Source organism: Streptomyces lanatus, from assembly GCF_014655715.1.
GTDB classification, from domain to species: domain Bacteria; phylum Actinomycetota; class Actinomycetes; order Streptomycetales; family Streptomycetaceae; genus Streptomyces; species Streptomyces lanatus.
On record NZ_BNBM01000003.1, the window covers coordinates 564,054 to 579,664 of the forward strand.

Annotated in this window: 19 protein-coding genes; 12 read left to right on the forward strand and 7 right to left on the reverse strand. The window is 70.2% G+C overall.

Features of this window, described 5'->3' with window-relative positions:
• Positions 1–55 precede the first annotated feature (55 nt).
• Both IE325_RS11580 and IE325_RS11585 read left to right on the forward strand, forming a co-directional pair.
• Complete coding sequence (locus tag IE325_RS11580; protein WP_190069699.1) at positions 56–724, forward strand: response regulator transcription factor; 669 nt, start codon at positions 56–58, stop codon at positions 722–724.
• Entirely contained in the window at positions 721–2,103 is a 1,383-nt protein-coding gene (locus IE325_RS11585) for a sensor histidine kinase (RefSeq protein ID WP_190069700.1), read from the forward strand. Before IE325_RS11580 ends, IE325_RS11585 begins: the two co-directional genes overlap by 4 nt.
• 6 nt (positions 2,104–2,109) lie before the next feature.
• Here IE325_RS11585 and IE325_RS11590 read toward each other — a convergent pair whose 3' ends face one another.
• The 5 genes from IE325_RS11590 to IE325_RS11610 all read right to left on the reverse strand — a co-directional run bounded on the left by IE325_RS11590 (position 2,110) and on the right by IE325_RS11610 (position 5,187).
• Positions 2,110–2,586 carry a MarR family winged helix-turn-helix transcriptional regulator gene (locus IE325_RS11590; RefSeq protein ID WP_190069701.1) on the reverse strand — a complete coding sequence of 159 codons (477 nt, stop codon included), beginning with the start codon at positions 2,584–2,586 and terminating at the stop codon, positions 2,110–2,112.
• Positions 2,587–2,698: 112 nt separating this feature from the next.
• Positions 2,699–3,496, reverse strand: coding sequence for an AIM24 family protein (locus IE325_RS11595; protein ID WP_190069702.1), 798 nt, complete (start codon positions 3,494–3,496; stop codon positions 2,699–2,701).
• Positions 3,493–4,143, reverse strand: coding sequence for an AIM24 family protein (locus IE325_RS11600; protein ID WP_190069703.1), 651 nt, complete (start codon positions 4,141–4,143; stop codon positions 3,493–3,495). Before IE325_RS11600 ends, IE325_RS11595 begins: the two co-directional genes overlap by 4 nt.
• Before the next feature lies 1 nt (position 4,144).
• The gene (locus IE325_RS11605) at positions 4,145–4,777 is read right to left on the reverse strand and encodes an AIM24 family protein (RefSeq protein WP_190069820.1); all 633 of its coding nucleotides are present in this window, start codon (positions 4,775–4,777) and stop codon (positions 4,145–4,147) included.
• Between the two features lie 77 nt (positions 4,778–4,854).
• The gene (locus IE325_RS11610) at positions 4,855–5,187 is read right to left on the reverse strand and encodes a DUF6191 domain-containing protein (RefSeq protein ID WP_190069704.1); all 333 of its coding nucleotides are present in this window, start codon (positions 5,185–5,187) and stop codon (positions 4,855–4,857) included.
• Positions 5,188–5,367: 180 nt separating this feature from the next.
• Here IE325_RS11610 and IE325_RS11615 point away from each other — a divergent pair, with 180 nt between their 5' ends.
• From IE325_RS11615 to IE325_RS11655, 9 genes are all read left to right on the forward strand, one after another.
• The gene (locus tag IE325_RS11615) at positions 5,368–5,712 is read left to right on the forward strand and encodes a DUF3817 domain-containing protein (RefSeq protein WP_190069705.1); all 345 of its coding nucleotides are present in this window, start codon (positions 5,368–5,370) and stop codon (positions 5,710–5,712) included.
• The gene (locus tag IE325_RS11620; RefSeq protein ID WP_190069706.1) at positions 5,709–6,005 is read left to right on the forward strand and encodes an MTH1187 family thiamine-binding protein; all 297 of its coding nucleotides are present in this window, start codon (positions 5,709–5,711) and stop codon (positions 6,003–6,005) included. Before IE325_RS11615 ends, IE325_RS11620 begins: the two co-directional genes overlap by 4 nt.
• 249 nt (positions 6,006–6,254) lie before the next feature.
• Complete coding sequence (locus tag IE325_RS11625) at positions 6,255–7,364, forward strand: SchA/CurD-like domain-containing protein (protein WP_190069707.1); 1,110 nt, start codon at positions 6,255–6,257, stop codon at positions 7,362–7,364.
• A 71-nt stretch (positions 7,365–7,435) separates the two neighbouring features.
• The gene (locus tag IE325_RS11630) at positions 7,436–7,888 is read left to right on the forward strand and encodes a cupin domain-containing protein (RefSeq protein ID WP_190069708.1); all 453 of its coding nucleotides are present in this window, start codon (positions 7,436–7,438) and stop codon (positions 7,886–7,888) included.
• Positions 7,885–9,156, forward strand: a complete 1,272-nt coding sequence (locus IE325_RS11635; protein ID WP_190069709.1) for a beta-ketoacyl-[acyl-carrier-protein] synthase family protein — start codon at positions 7,885–7,887, stop codon at positions 9,154–9,156. The genes IE325_RS11630 and IE325_RS11635 overlap by 4 nt, the downstream gene beginning before the upstream one ends.
• Positions 9,153–10,406 carry a beta-ketoacyl synthase N-terminal-like domain-containing protein gene (locus IE325_RS11640; RefSeq protein ID WP_190069710.1) on the forward strand — a complete coding sequence of 418 codons (1,254 nt, stop codon included), beginning with the start codon at positions 9,153–9,155 and terminating at the stop codon, positions 10,404–10,406. Before IE325_RS11635 ends, IE325_RS11640 begins: the two co-directional genes overlap by 4 nt.
• Positions 10,407–10,422: 16 nt before the next feature.
• On the forward strand, positions 10,423–10,689 hold the full coding sequence (locus IE325_RS11645; protein WP_190069711.1) for an acyl carrier protein: 267 nt from the start codon (positions 10,423–10,425) through the stop codon (positions 10,687–10,689).
• 1 nt (position 10,690) lies between these two features.
• On the forward strand, positions 10,691–11,146 hold the full coding sequence (locus IE325_RS11650; protein ID WP_190069712.1) for an SRPBCC family protein: 456 nt from the start codon (positions 10,691–10,693) through the stop codon (positions 11,144–11,146).
• Positions 11,131–11,454 (forward strand): TcmI family type II polyketide cyclase, encoded by a 324-nt coding sequence (locus IE325_RS11655; RefSeq protein ID WP_190069713.1) that lies wholly within the window; start codon positions 11,131–11,133, stop codon positions 11,452–11,454. The genes IE325_RS11650 and IE325_RS11655 overlap by 16 nt, the downstream gene beginning before the upstream one ends.
• 70 nt (positions 11,455–11,524) lie before the next feature.
• Here IE325_RS11655 and IE325_RS11660 read toward each other — a convergent pair whose 3' ends face one another.
• Positions 11,525–12,493, reverse strand: a complete 969-nt coding sequence (locus IE325_RS11660; RefSeq protein WP_190069714.1) for an amidohydrolase family protein — start codon at positions 12,491–12,493, stop codon at positions 11,525–11,527.
• Between the two features lie 46 nt (positions 12,494–12,539).
• On the reverse strand, positions 12,540–14,213 hold the full coding sequence (locus IE325_RS11665; RefSeq protein ID WP_190069715.1) for an FAD-dependent oxidoreductase: 1,674 nt from the start codon (positions 14,211–14,213) through the stop codon (positions 12,540–12,542).
• A 103-nt stretch (positions 14,214–14,316) separates the two neighbouring features.
• Between IE325_RS11665 and IE325_RS11670 the strand changes: the two genes are divergently transcribed.
• Complete coding sequence (locus IE325_RS11670) at positions 14,317–15,603, forward strand: cytochrome P450 family protein (RefSeq protein ID WP_190069716.1); 1,287 nt, start codon at positions 14,317–14,319, stop codon at positions 15,601–15,603.
• Positions 15,604–15,611: the final 8 nt, after the last annotated feature.

The window sequence follows — 15,611 nt, forward strand, 5'->3', positions numbered from 1 at the left end:
GGGAACCTGAAGGAGCCTGAAGAGATCTTCAGCTTGGCTTTGCGAACCTTGACGCATGCGCCTGTTGATCGTGGAGGACGAGAAGCGGCTGGCCCTGTCGCTCGCCAAGGGACTGACCGCCGAGGGATACGCCGTGGACGTCGTCCATGACGGGCGGGAGGGGCTCTACCGGGCGAGTGAGGGGTCGTACGACCTCGTGATCCTCGACATCATGCTGCCCGGCATGAACGGCTACCGCGTCTGCGCCGCCCTGCGCGCCGCAGGCCAGGAGGTGCCGATCCTGATGCTCACCGCCAAGGACGGCGAGTACGACGAGGCGGAGGGGCTGGACACCGGCGCCGACGACTACCTCACCAAGCCGTTCTCCTATGTCGTCCTCGTCGCCCGTGTGAAGGCGCTGCTGCGGCGCGGGGGACAGGGCGGCGGGGCCTCGCCCGTGCATGTCCACGGTGACCTCAAGGTCGACACCGCCGCCCGCCGGGTCTTCCTCGGCGATGCCGAAGTGGCGCTCACCACCAAGGAGTTCGCCGTCCTGGAGCAGCTCGTCACGCGGGCAGGCGAGGTGGTGTCCAAGGCTCAGATCCTGGAGCACGTCTGGGACTTCGCGTACGAGGGCGATCCCAACATCGTCGAGGTGTACATCAGCACCCTGCGGCGCAAGCTGCGGGCCGGGCTGATCGTGACGGTGCGCGGCGCCGGTTACCGGCTGGAGAAGCAACGATGAGACGGGTCTTCGGCTCGGTCCGGTCCAGGGCCACGCTCGGCGCCACCCTCGTCGTCGCCGTGGCACTGGTCGCGGCGGGGGCGGCGGTGCTGCTGTCGCTGCGGTCCAACCTGATCGACCAGGCGGGCAACGAGGCGCAGCGCACCGCGCAGAGCGTCGCCACCCAGCTCGCCGGCGGCACCGCCTACGACAAGCTGGAACTGGACGACGACGGTCCCGTCCAGGTCGTGGACGCGGGCGGCACGCTGGTCGCGGTGAGCGACGACCTGGAGCGGATCAGCGGGACGGGCACGGATGCCGTGCGCCCACAGCCGCAGCAGCACAAGGGGGACGACGACTCGGACGACGACACCGGCGAGATCGGCGAGGACACCGACTTCAGCGACGGCTCCGCGACGATCGACGGCGAGACCGCCGACTACCGCTTCGCCACCGTCACGGTCGAGGCCGGCGACCGCGGCACCCTCACCGTGCACGCAGGGGGCTCGCTGGACGCCGAGCAGAGTGCCGTGAACAGCGCGCTCACCGTCATGCTGATCGGCTTCCCGCTGCTGCTCGGTGTCGTCGCCGGCGTCACCTGGCTGGTCACCCGGCGGGCGCTGCGCCCGGTCGAGGGCATCCGCGGTGAGATGGCCGCGATCACCGCCTCCGAGGACCTCGCACGCCGCGTGCCGGTGCCGGACACCCACGACGAGGTGGCCCGCCTCGCGCTGACCACCAACAAGACGCTGACCGCCCTGGAGACCTCGGTGGAACGCCAGCGCCGCTTCGTCGCCGACGCCTCGCACGAGCTGCGCAGCCCGATCGCGTCCCTGCGCACCCAGCTGGAGGTGGGCGCCGCGCACCCCGAGCTGCTGGACCTGGACGGCGCGGTGCAGGACACCGTACGGCTCCAGGGTCTGGCCGCCGACCTGCTGCTGCTCGCCCGGCTGGACGCGGGGGAGCGGCCGGGTGACGCGCGGTTCGACCTCGGTGCGCTGGCCCGGGAGGAGGCCGAGGGGCGGGCCGGGGTGACGGTGGCGGCGGACGCCGTGACCGTGGCGGGGTCGCGGGGGCAGGTCGGGCGGGTGCTCACCAACCTGCTGGACAACGCCGGGCGGCATGCCCGCTCGGCGGTCACCGTGAGCGTCCACAAGGACGGGGCCTGGGCCGTGGTGGCCGTCGCCGATGACGGGGACGGGGTGGCCGAGGCCGACCGGGAGCGGATCTTCGAGCGGTTCGTACGGCTTGACGAGGCCCGCAGCCGCGACGACGGCGGTGCCGGTCTCGGCCTGGCCATCGCCCGCGACGTCGCCGTACGCCACGGAGGGACGCTCACCGTGGACCGGGCGCCTGCGGGCGGAGCCCTGTTCGAACTCCGCCTGCCGCAGGCTCCGTAGCTCCGGTTACGGGCGTCCCCGCTGGCCGCGCAGGTGCTCCGCGATCGGCTTGAGGCCCTTGTCCAGCTCCGTCAGGGCGTCGGGGGACAGCAGGTCGATGAAGTGGCGGCGCACGGACGCGACATGGTGCGGGGCGACCTTCTGCATCGTCTCCATGCCGTGCTCGGTGAGGACCGCGTAGAGCCCGCGGCGGTCGGACTCGCAGTTCTCACGCCGGACCAGGTTCGCGTTCTCCATCCGGGTGATCTGGTGGGAGAGCCGGCTCTTGGACTGCAGGGTGGCGGAGGCGAGGTCGCTCATCCGCATCCGTACGTCCTCCGACTCGGAGAGGTTCACCAGGATCTCGTAGTCGTTCATCGTCAGGCCGAACGGCTGAAGGTCTTTTTCGAGCTGGTAGCTCAACAGCCTGTTGACCTCCAGGTGGGTGCGCCAGGCGCACTGCTCCGCATCGGTCAGCCAGCGGGTGGCCGTCTCGGTCTCCATGAATGAAGTCTACCTAAGAAGTTGAAAGGCGAACTAGTGAGGGTTTTCTATGACCCGTCCGTGTGAACACTGTGTGCTCACACGTTCGATGTCACACTCCGCAGACTACCGCTCACAGCCCGAAGCGACGCTGGAGGTCCCCCAGCTGTCCGGGAAGGCGCGGTGTCCCGGCCGTTTGTGAAGGGCCTGTGTGGGCGCCCCCGGAACCGGGTACACCGGCGTCCGGCGGAACCGCCCCCGTGGCCTGCTCGGCCATGAGGGTCTCGGTCGACTGGAGCAGCACCGTGCCGGCCCCGACGAACTCGAACTGATGCTCCTCCCCGGAGGCCCCGCCGAGGCCCGTCAGTGCACGTAGACCGCCCATTACGCCGGTCATGTAGCCATGGTCGTAGTGGTGGCACGGCGAGGGGCAGTCGGCCCAGCCGACGAGCGCCTGCGGGTCCACCCGGATCGGGGGTTCCATGAACACCACCGGCCCGTTAGATGCGGCTACGAACTTTCCGGTTCCGATGAGCGTCAGAAAACCCGGGACGATGGATTGCTTGAGCGCGAGACTTGGCTGAAAAGCGAGCAGGTTGCCGGAGCGAATGGTCAGGTTGCCGTCCTCGAGGTCGAACGAATTGACGTCGAAGGCCCGGTCAGCGAGGAGCATTTTCCCGGAGCCCGCCGCCACGACCCAGTCGCTCGCATGCAGTGGCGAATGAAAGGACGTACGGACAAGCCGGTCGAGTCGGCCGTGCCCGATGCCGTTGAAGTCGATCGAGCCGTAGTAGGCGATCATCTTCCCCTTCTGCAGGAACCACTGGCTCCCCTTGAGCTCCACGCAGAAGGTGTACGAGTTGACATTGTCGTCGGAGGGCAGGGTGGCGGGGTCGTGCACGGCGGGGCCCGCGCCCGGGTAGTGGCTCACAGCTTCTCCTCCGAGGCCTGGACGTACACCGCGCCGCTGCCGCTGAGCTCCAGCTGGAAGGCCTCGCCGGAGCCGCGGCCCACCATGTCGCGCCAGCCGAGCGCGGTCGACAGCTTGTTGCGTACGTCGCCGTGGTGGGCGACGTAGGCCTGGGGGTCGACATGGACGGGGCGCTGCGGGGTGATCGGGATCTCGAAGACGCCGCCGTGCGCCATGACGGCCACGGCGCCGTGCCCCTTGAGGGTGGTCGTGAACAGCCCCTGGCCGCTGATCTGGCCCCGGACCATGCCCATGACGCCGCCCTGGGAGCCGAGGAACATCGTGCCCTGCTGAAGGGTGCCCTCGAAGGCGAGGAGGCGGTCGGCCTCTACGCACAGGGTGTCGCCGGTGAGGCCGATCACCTGGACGTGATGGCCGCCGTGCCCGAAGAGGACGGTGCCGCTGCCCTCGACAGTCATCAGCGGGGTGTCCTCGTTCGCCACCCGGCGCCCGATCATCGACATGATGCCGCCCTGCCCGCCGGACATGTTCGGGGTGAAGGACACCTCGCCCTTGTAGGCGAGCATCGCGCCGCGCTGACTGAACAGCTTTTGTCCGGGCGTGACCGTCGCCTCGACCATCTTGGAGTTGATCTCGCGGAAGGTCATGTCACACATCCCCCGCGATCGTGTTCCGCTCGCTCGGCTGTACGTACACCAGCCCGTCCCCCTCGAACCGGATCTGGAAGGCCTCGCCACCGCCCTCGCCCATGAGGGTGCGGAACGTCACACCGGACTGGAAGGACTGCCGCAGATTCCCCTGGTGGGCCACATACGCCCCCGGGTCGACGGTCAGCGGGTACTGCGCGCTGACCCTCAGCACCACGGCCGGACCGTCCGACATGATCGCCGCCTGTCCGTGCCCCTCGACGGTCGTCGTGAACAGTCCGTTGCCCTGCGACGCGCCGCGCATCCCCGTGAAGGAGGTGCCGGTGCGCAGCCCCGCGTCCGTCGCGAGCAGATTGCTCGACTCGACGTAGAGCTTGTCGCCCTGGAGGCCGACGAGGTTGATCTCGGAGGCGCGGTCCGCGAACCAGCACGTCCCGTGCCCCTTCACCTCCATCACCGTCATCTGCTCGCCGGTGAGGCGCCGGGTCACCATGCCCCGGATGCCCTCACCGCCGCCGCTCATCTTCTTGAAGGCCATCTGCCCGTCGTACGCGACCATCGAGCCGTTCTTCGCCTTGACGGCGTCCCCGGTCATGTCGACGGCGAGCACCTTGCTGCCCTGAAGTCGGAACATCGCCACGCAGCGAAGGTAGACCGCGGGTGCCCGCCGCCGACAGATCCCAAAGGCTGACTTCACCCCTGACGAGACCCTTAGGTCCCACTCCGGTGGGTTTCGTCCCGCCGCAGCCGGATGACCGCCGTCCCGCCGCGCAGGTCCACCGTCGACCTCGGCGGCGCCCCGTCCTCCTCGTCGTCCCGCATCACCAGGGCGCTGCGCCGCTCCTCCAGCTCGCTCTGTTTGCCGGGGGAGAAGGAGGCGTGCAACTGCTCGAAGCCGGTCGCGGAGATCTGGCCCTGCCGCGCGGAGTTGCGCCAGGGCAGCCGTCCGGCCCGGCCGGCCCGCATCAGCAGCTGATCGACGAAGGCCAGCACGGTGAGCAGCACCACGAGCCCCGGCAGGGTCATGAAGAAGAGGAACCGCACGCGTACTCCCCGGGTCGGTCCGCACCAGGGTCCCCCGGGCGGGGGCGGTTGTCACCCATCGGGACCCCGGGCCCGGAGCACCCGTCGGGGTTTGCCACAATGGACGTGCGTTTGTGCTTGCGTTCACAAGCTGGGCCGAGCCGAGCAGCATCTCTCCCGCCAACCCACCGAAGGTGACCCGTGGACATCAAGACCGCCACCGCCCTCCGCCGCCTCCGTCTCGTCTCGGCCCCCGAAGCGGTGTCGTTCCTGCTCCTGCTGATCTGCTCGGTGCTGAAGCGGACCACGGACTTCAACGCGGTGCCCGCGATGGGCATGATCCACGGCGTTCTCTTCATCCTGTACGTGATCTTCTGGGCGGACGCCTGGAACCGCACCAAGTGGCCGCTGAAGACCGCCGCCCTCTACTTCGTCCTCTCCGTCCTGCCGACCGGCGGCTTCTTCGCCGAGCGCAAGCTCAAGCGCGAGGCCGAGGACGCGGTCATCGCCTCCCGTGCCCGCCAGGAAGGAATCGTGGGCGCATGATCGTCGCGTTTTCCGTGACGCCGCTCGGCGTCGGCGAGGACGTGGGGGAGTACGTCGCCGACGCCGTCCGCGTGGTCCGCGAGTCGGGGCTGCCGCACCGCACCGACGCGATGTTCACGTCCATCGAGGGCGACAGCTGGGACGAGGTCATGGACGTCGTCAAGCGTGCCGTCGCCGCCGTCGAGGCGCGGGCGCCGCGTGTGTCGCTGGTCCTCAAGGCGGACATCCGGCCCGGCGTGAGCGACGGTCTCACCTCCAAGGTGGAGACGATCGAGCGGTACCTGGCCGAGTAGCCGTGCCAAGTCCCCGCGCTGCGGCGGGGCTTCGAAGGCGCCCTCGACTTCGAGGGCGCCTTCGGCATGCCACGGCTCCGCCCGCGGATCCGCATCCCGGCCTGCCCGGCGGGCAGTTCCCCCCTTTGGCCCGCATGGCTCGCGCACCCCAAGGCCCTGACCCACGATGAAGGCTCAGGGCCGAACCCGCGTTCGCGCTGGTGAACAGGGACGGCCGCCGCTTGCTCACGCGAAGGAAGGGTCCGCAGGATGACCACTTCGCCCTACACGTCGCAGTCGGCGTTCGACGGCTCCAGGATGCGCGTCCTCCTGCTCGTCGACCTACACGAAGGCGCGCAGCAGCAGTTCCTGGACGCGTACGAGCAGATGCGCGACCGGGTCGCGTCGGTCCCCGGCCACCTCGGCGACCAGTTGTGCCAGTCCGTGGAGAACCCCTCCCAGTGGGTCATCACGAGCGAATGGGCGACCGCCCCGCCGTATCTCGCCTGGGTGAACAGCGACGAGCATCTGGAGACGGTCCGGCCGCTGCAGGCCTGCGTCCGTGAGCTCCGCTCGCTGCGGTACGGCATCGTCCGGGAGACCGGCGGCGACCGCCCGAGGACCGGCGCGCTCCAGGCGGCCCCGCGGGTCGGCGACGGCGTGATCCGCCACGCCCTGACCTTCACCGTCAAGCCCGGCTCCGAGTCCAAGGTCGCCGAGATCCTGGCCGGCTACGCCCCGCCCGAGGCCCGCGTCGACGACACCACGCGGCTGTGCCGCACCACCCTGTTCATGCACGGCAACCGCGTGGTGCGCACCGTCGAGGTGGAGGGCGACCTGACCAGGGCGCTGCGGCACGTCTCCCGCCAGCCCTCGGTACGGGCCGTCGAGGAGGCCATCAACCCCTACCTGGAGCAGGACCGCGATCTCACCGACCCCGAGTCCGCCCGGACCTTCTTCATCCGCGCCGCCATGCCGCCCGTCCACCACGTGGCGCGCGGCGGCCCGGAGCCGTCCGACATCAGACGGCACGCCCTCTCCTACCCGGCCAAGGAGGGCTGCGGGATGGCTCTGGCCCGGTATCTCGCCCGACAGGACGAGGCAGCCGCGGCCGACCCCGCGTCCCCCGTGCACCGCAGCACGGTCTTCCAGCGCGAGGACATCGTCGTCCGGCTCATCGACGTCCAGGGCGACCCCGAGACCGACCCGGTCATGGCGCTCGGCATCCACGGCCCGAGGAAGGCCGCCGTACTGGCCCGCCTCCTCGACGGCGCCGCGCTCGGCGTCACCGGACGGCTCACCGGCGAACGGGACGCCCACCGCCTGCTGGCGCACGCCGGCATGGCGCTGATCACCGACCGCAGGGCCGCGCAGTCCTGACGGCACGGCGGATCCCGAGCCGGATCCCCGCAGGGACCACCCTCCTCACCGACCGACCTGGAGACAGAACCATGGACAAGATGCGCCCGCGTGTCGTGGACGTCAACGAGATCGAGCCCAACCGCAAGCGCGGCGGCGACCTTCGCACCCTGCTCACCCCCGTCACGGTGGGCTCCACGAGCGGCTTCATGGGCCTGGCCATCATGCGGCCCGGCGAACGCATCAGCGAGCACTACCACCCGTACTCCGAGGAGTTCATCTACGTCGTCGAGGGCCGGCTGGAGGTCGACCTCGATGGCGAAACGTTTCCTCTCCGTGCCGACCAGGGCCTCATGATCCCCATCGACATGCGGCACCGCTTCCGCAACGTCGGTGACGAGGAGGCCCGCATGGTCTTCCACCTGAGCCCGCTGGCGCCCAAGCCCAGCCTCGGCCACGTCGACACGGAGGCCCCGGAGATCAGCGACGAAGTCCAGGCGTACCCCCTCGTCCAGGGGGAGGAACGCCCAGGGGTGCTCTCATGACCCGGCGTGTGGCGGTCACCGGCATAGGCGTGGTCGCCCCGGGCGGGATAGGGGTCCCGGCGTTCTGGGACCTGCTGTCCAGCGGCCGTACGGCGACCCGTGGCATCACCCTGTTCGACCCCGAGGGCCTGCGCTCGCGAATAGCCGCCGAGTGCGACTTCGACCCCCTCGCGCACGGCCTCGGCCCCGAGGTCGTCGCACGCGCCGACCGGTACATACAGTTCGCCCTGGCCGCGGCCCAGGAGGCCGTGACCGACAGCGGCGTCGACTTCGCCGCCGAGGACCCCTGGCGGGTGGCCGTGTCCCTGGGCAGCGCGGTGGGCGGCACCACCCGGCTGGAGCACGACTACGTCCTGGTCAGCGCGGGCGGACAGCGCTGGGACGTCGATCCCGGCGCCGCCGAGCCCCAGCTGCACCGGGCGTTCTCGCCCAGCACGCTCGCCGCCGACGTCGCCGAACGGTTCGGCGCCCAGGGCCCGGTGCAGACCGTGTCCACCGGCTGCACCTCCGGCCTCGACGCCGTCGGCTACGCCTTCCACACCATCGAGGAGGGCCGCGCCGACATCTGCCTCGCCGGGGCCTCGGACTCCCCGATCTCCCCGATCACCATGGCCTGCTTCGACGCCATCAAGGCCACGTCGCCCAACAACGACGACCCGGAGCACGCCTCCCGCCCCTTCGACGCCCACCGCGACGGCTTCGTGATGGGCGAGGGCGCCGCCGTCCTCGTACTGGAGGACCTGGAGCACGCCCGCGCGCGCGGCGCGCACGTCTACTGCGAGATCGGCGGCTACGCCACCTTCGGCAACGCCTACCACATGACCGGTCTGACCAGTGAGGGCCTGGAGATGGCACGGGCCATCGACGACGCCCTCGACCACGCGCGCGTGGACCCCACGGAGATCGACTACGTCAACGCGCACGGCTCCGGCACCCGCCAGAACGACCGGCACGAGACCGCCGCCGTCAAGAAGTCCCTGGGCGCCCACGCCTACGACACACCCATGAGCTCCATCAAGTCCATGGTGGGGCACTCGCTGGGCGCGATCGGCGCGATCGAGGTCGTCGCCTGTGTGCTCGCGCTGGCCCGGCAGGTGGTGCCGCCGACGGCCAACTACGAGACCCCGGACCCCGAGTGCGACCTGGACTACGTCCCGCGCACCGCGCGCTCCCGCCGCCTCGACCATGTGCTCTCCGTGGGCAGCGGCTTCGGCGGGTTCCAGTCCGCGGTGCTCCTGACGGGGCCGAGTGGGAGGAGACGACGATGAGTGGTCCACGCACCCGGCAGACCGCCGTCACGGGCATCGGCGTGGTCGCGCCGGGCGGCCTGCACGCCGACACCTACTGGAAGAACGTCAAGGACGGCACGAGCGTCCTCGACCGGGTCACCCGCGAGGGCTGCGAGCATCTGCCGCTCCGCGTCGCCGGAGAGGTCCGCGGCTTCGACCCGTCGGCGCTGATCGAGGAGACCTTCCTCGTCCAGACCGACAAGTTCACCCACTTCGCGCTCGCCGCCGCCGACGCGGCCCTGACCGACGCGGGGCTGAGCAAGTCCGCCTGGGAGGAGGCCCCGTACTCCGTCGGGGTCGTCACCGCGGCCGGGTCCGGCGGCGGTGAGTTCGGCCAGCGGGAACTGCAGAAGCTGTGGGGGCAGGGCTCCCGGTTCGTCGGGCCGTACCAGTCCATCGCCTGGTTCTACGCCGCCAGCACCGGCCAGATATCCATCCGCAAGGGCTTCAAGGGCCCCTGCTCGGTGGTGGCCAGCGACGAGGCGGGCGGTCTGGACGCCGTCGCGCACGCCGCCCGGGCCGTGCACCGCGGCACCGACGTCATCGTGGTCGGCGCGGCCGAGGCACCGCTCGCCCCCTACTCGGGGGTCTGCCAGCTCGGTTACGCCGAACTCAGCACCGTCGAGGACCCTGCCCGCGCCTACCGCCCCTTCACCTCGGCGGCCTGCGGTTTCGTACCCGCCGAGGGCGGTGCCGTGCTGGTCGTGGAGGACCTGGAGCGGGCCCGCCGCAGGGACGTGGCCGTCCGCGCCACCGTGGCCGGACATGCCTCCACCTTCACCGGCGCCTCCCGCTGGGACCGCTCGCGGGAGGGGCTCGCGCACGCCATCCGCGGCGCCCTCGACGAGGCCGGCTGCGCACCGGAGGAGATCGACGTGGTCTTCGCCGACGCCATGGGCGTCCCCGAAGCCGACCGCGCCGAGGCCCTCGCCCTCGCCGACGCCCTGGGCCGGCACGGCACCCGGGTGCCGGTCACGGCCCCCAAGGCAGGCATCGGACGGTCGTACTGCGGGGCGCCGCTGCTCGACATCGTGGCCGCCGTCCAGGCCATGGAACACGGGCTGATCCCGCCCACGCCGGGTGTCTTCGACATCTGCCACGACATCGACCTGGTGACCGGAACGGCCCGCCCGGCCGAGCCGCGCACGGCCCTGGTCCTCAGCCGGGGACTCATGGGCTCCAACGCGGCGCTCATCCTGCGCCGGGGTCCCGGATCAGCCGCCCGGTAAGACAAGGAGAACCCTCATGACCACGGAAGTGACCCAATTGACCTACGACGAACTGGCCGCGCTGATGAAGAAGGGCGCCGGTGTCACCGTCGAGCCGAGCGACCTCGAAAGCCGGGCGGACGCCCCCTTCGCCGACTTCGGCCTGGACTCGCTCGGCCTCCTCGGCATCGTCGGTGAGCTGGAGAACCGGCACGGCCGGGCGCTGCCCACCGACGCGGAGCGCTGCAAGAGCCCCCGCGCCTTCCTCGACCTCGTCAACGGCACCCTCACGACAGGAGCCTGAAGTGCCCGGACACACCGAGAACGAGATCACCATCGCCGCTCCCCTCGACCTCGTCTGGGACATGACGAACGACCTGGAGCGCTGGCCCCAGCTGTTCAGCGAGTACGCCTCCTGCGAGGTGCTCTCCCGCGAGGGCGACACGGTGACCTTCCGACTGACCATGCACCCCGACGAGAACGGCAAGGTGTGGAGCTGGGTCTCGGAACGCACCGCCGACCGCGAGAAGCTCATCGTCCGCGCCCGCCGCGTCGAGACCGGCCCCTTCGCGTACATGAACATCGTGTGGGAGTACGAGGAGACCCCGGCCGGAACCCGTATGCACTGGACGCAGGACTTCGCCATGAAGCCCGACGCCCCGGTCGACGACGACTGGATGACGGACAACATCAACCGCAACTCGCCCATCCAGCTGGCCCTCATCCGCGACCGAGTGGAGGCGGCATGCACCACGCACTGATCGTCGCCAGGATGGCCCCGCACTCCGCCAAGGACATCGCCGGCGTCTTCGCGGACTCCGACCGCGGCGAACTCCCGCACCTCGTCGGGGTGACCCAGCGCTCCCTGTTCCAGTTCGGCGATGTGTACATGCACTTCATCGAGGCCGAGCAGGACCCGGGACCGGCCATCGCGAAGGTGGCCGGGCACCCCGAGTTCGTCGACATCAGCAGGAGGCTCGAAGCCTTCGTCAGCCCGTACGACCCGCAGACCTGGCGGAGTCCGAAGGACGCGATGGCGCGCTGCTTCTACCAGTGGCAGCGGAACTGAGGAACGACGAGCGAAGAACGACGAAAGGCCGCCGCCCTCACCCGGGCGGCGGCCTCCTCGTGCGTGGCGGCTACCGCCGCGCGAGCCCCGGCATCAGCCGCAGCGCGTTGTCCCGGTTGATGCCCTGGAGCTGGGCCGCCGAGAGACAGGGGTCGCCATCCAGAGCCGGCGTCACGCTGTCGACGATGACATGGGCCGGTGTGGGCGGCCAGTCGGTGCCGAAGAGGATGCGGTCGGGGTCGACCGTGGCCAGCAGGGTGGGCGTGGCCGAGGGCGACATGGGGCCCGCGGTGTCGAAGTAGAACCGGTGCAGATAGTCCTTGACCCGGCCGGGCTCGACCGGGGGATTGATCTTCCCGCCGAAGAGGTCGAGCCGGGTCGCCATGTAGGGCAGGAAGCCCCCGCCGTGCGGCAGGACGAAGCTGAGGTTCGGGTAGCGGTCCAGCGTGCCGTTCCTGATGAGGTTGATGGCCGCACGCGTGGTGTCCAGCAGGAAGTCGCACACGAAGGGCGGCATCCCCGGCAGCCCCTCGGGACCGCCGGGCTTCCCGGCCGCCACCTCCATCGGGTGGGTGCTGATGACCGCGAACCGCTCGTTCAGCTCCCGCAGCAGCCGGTCGTGCGACTCGTCGCCGAGGAAGACGCCGTTGACGCTGGTCCGGGTGCTCACCCCGATGGCCCCGAGCTCGTCGAGACCGTGGCGCACGCTCCACGAGGAGAGCTCCAGGTCGTCGAGGAAGACGGGGGTGAAGAACGCGAAGCGCCCGGGATTCGCCTCGACGACCTCGGCCGCGGCCCCGAGGGCGACCCGCGCGCTGTCCTGCCGCTCGGCCCGCTCACTGAACCGGCCCAGCATCGCCACGGTCATGACGGAGGTGCCGATCCCCGTCTTGTCCATGACCTCAAGGGCCGCGTTCAGATCCCAGCGCGTCCACCAGGGCAGCTTCTCGCGGCTGACGACACCTCGTTCCTCCGCCCAGTCCAGCCAGGCCGGGGCGGTGAAGTGGTGATGGACGTCGATACGTCCGGCAAGGGTCATGGCAACGTCCTCGGAGTGGGGAGTTCGGCTACGGGGATACGGCGTCTCAGTCGCGACAGAGCACGCTCTGCAGCACGTTCGTCAGAACCCGGTCGGCGTCCGGCATCGCCGCGTCCGCACGCCAGGCGACGAAGCCGTCGGGGCGTACGAGTACGGCGCCGTCCTCGGCCGTCCCGTGCAGTTCGGCCCAGTCGGCGTCCGGTTCGGGGACGAGGTCGTGATCGGGTCCTGTCCCCACCAGGTACGCCTCGATGGGCACGCCCAGATTCATCGCCGCCCGCTCCACCGCCGTACGCCACTTCTGGCCGCCGGACCCGGCGAGCAGCACGAAGGAACGCTCGTACAGATCGAGCGTGGAGATCCTCGCCCCGCCCCTGGTCACCCACATGTGGGGCGCGCGGCTGCCCGGCTCGCCGCCCAGCTCGAAGGCGTCCGGGACGACGGGCCGCTCGGGCGGGGCGCCCACCACGGCGTTCGAGGCGTAGCGGTAGCAGAGGGCGACGGTCATCAGGTCCGCCGGGTCGTTGTTGCGTCCGGCGGCGGGGCTGAACCCCGGGTGCTGTTCGTCGGCCGCCTGGACGCACGCGCGCGTGCCGGTCGCCAGGGCGACGGGCCGCCGTTCGAGCTCATAGCTGTCGAGCAACGACGGACAGGCCCAGCCGCGCAGCACCGCGGCCAGCTTCCAGGCCAGGTTGTGGGCGTCCTGGATGCCGGTGTTGGAGCCGAACGCCCCGGTGGGCGGCATCTCGTGGGCCGAGTCGCCGGCCAGGAAGACCCGGCCCTCGCCATAGGCGTCGGCGACCCGCTTCGAGGCGTGCCAGGGTGCCTTGCCGGTGATCTCGACGTCGATGTCCCCCGCGCCGACGGCGGCACGGATGTGCGTGGCGAGCCGCTCGTCGGTGAAGTCCTCCAGCTCCTCGCCCCGGTCCGGGTACCAGGGGACGTGGATGACCCAGCGCTCCTCGTTGTCCACCGGGAGCAGGGCGCCCTCGCCCTGGGGGTTGGTGACGTAGCAGACGACGAACCGTTTCTCTCCGACGTGCTCCTTCAGGGCCCTGCTGCGGAACGTGACACTGACGTTGTGGAACAGCTCGCCCGGCCCCGACTGGCCGATGCCCAGCTGGGTGCGGATGGGGCTCCTCGGGCCGTCGGCGGCCACCAGGTAGTCGGCGTTCACCGTGTACGTCTCGCCGGTGTCCCGGTTCCTGATCTCGGCGCGTACGCCGTCCCCGTGCTCGGTGAAGGAGAGCAGCTCCGAGTGGAAGCGGATGTCGGTGCCCTGCTCGCGCGCGTAGTCGAGCAGCACCGGTTCGAGATCGTTCTGGCTGCACAGACACCAGTCCGCGGAACTCACCCGGGAGATGTCCATGCCGCCGGAGATGTCCCCGATGATCCAGCGCCGCTGCTCCCCGGTGAGGGTGTCCACCTGGAGGATGCCGTCGTTCCCGGAGAGCACGCGCGCCGCCTCGCGGATACGTGAATGGAGTCCCGCGGTCCGGTAGATCTCCATCGTGCGCACGTTGTTGCCGCGACCGCGCGGGTGCGTCGATGTCCCGGCATGGCGCTCCACGAGCATGTGCTCGATTCCGAGGCGGCCCAGGAAAACCGAAGTGGAAAGACCCACCAAAGAGCCGCCGACGATGAGAACTGGTACAGATTCCGCTTCGTGTCCGCTCACGTCGACGATGTTTACCAAGTAGGCCTGCGACACACACGTCATCCGGCGACCCGACCCATATGGCGCAGCGCCGTTTGCGGCGCCGTGCGGCCCGGGAAACGGTGGCTCTGACCAAGGGAAAATCACGCCGACCCGGGGACCAGTCATGACGCAAGCGTTCGCATCAGAGGAATCAGAGGAATCCGCGGAATCCGCGGCCATGTCGCCCGAGGCGGCCGCCGCCGCGGCCTCGTCGTGCAGCCGGGAGTTCCGCGCCGACCCGCATCCCGTCTACGCCGCGCTGCGGGAGTCGGCACCGGTGTGCCCGATGTCGCCGCCGCACGGTGTCGAGACGTACCTGATCACGCGTTATGACGACGCCCGCGCCGCGCTGGCCGACCCCCGGCTGAGCAAGGACATGTACGGCGCCCTCGACGCCTATCACCGCATCTTCGGTGACTCGTCGATCGCCCTTGACGACAACATGCTCTTCTCGGACCCGCCGAAGCACACCAGGCTCCGCCGAATCGTCGGCAGCACCTTCACCCCGAAAAGGGTGGAGTCGCTGCGGGCGCGCGTCCAGGAGATCACCGACGAGCTGCTGGACGCCTGCCCCACCACCGAGCCGGTGAATCTGCTCCCGGAATTCTGTTTCCCGCTGCCGCTCCAGGTGATCTGTGAACTCCTCGGCGTTCCGGAACACGAGCGGAAACAGGCGCAGGAATGGTCCGCCACCGTCGCCCAGACCGGTTTCGGTCCGGAGGCGCGCGCGAAGCTGGAGATCGCCGAGGGAAATCTGCGCGACTATCTGATCGACCTGTGCGCGCGAAAGCGGGACGAGCCGGACGCGGGTCTGCTCAGCGCACTGGTCAGGGCCCAGGACGAGGAGGGCGCGCTCACCGACCACGAACTCGTCTCGACGGCGTGGGTGCTGCTCTTCGCCGGCCACAAGTCGACGGCGTACCAGATCGGGAACGCGGTCTACCACCTGCTGAGCCGGCCGGATCAGAAGGAGCTGGCCCTGCGGGACGCGAGGGCCATGAACGCGGCCATCGAGGAGATCTTCCGCTTCGAGACCTCGGTGGAGAACTCCACCTTCCGGCACGCCAAGGAAGACGTCGTCATCCGGGACACGCTGATCCCCAAGGGCTCCCTCGTCCAGATCTCGATCACCGGGGCCAACCGCGACCCGGAGATGTTCACCGCCCCGAACGAGCTGGACGTCCGGCGCCCCAACGTCCAGGCCACCCATCTCGCCTTCGGCTACGGCCCGCACTACTGCATCGGCGCCCCCCTGGCCCGCCTGGAGATGCAGCTCGCCCTCGGCACGCTGTTCGCCCGGCACCCCCGGATGACCCTGGCCGTGGCCCCGGAGGAGGCGCGCTGGATGACCGTACCGTTCCCCGCCTTCCGAGGACTGGCGGAACTGCCCGTCGTCCTCGACCCGTCCTGACCGGGCGC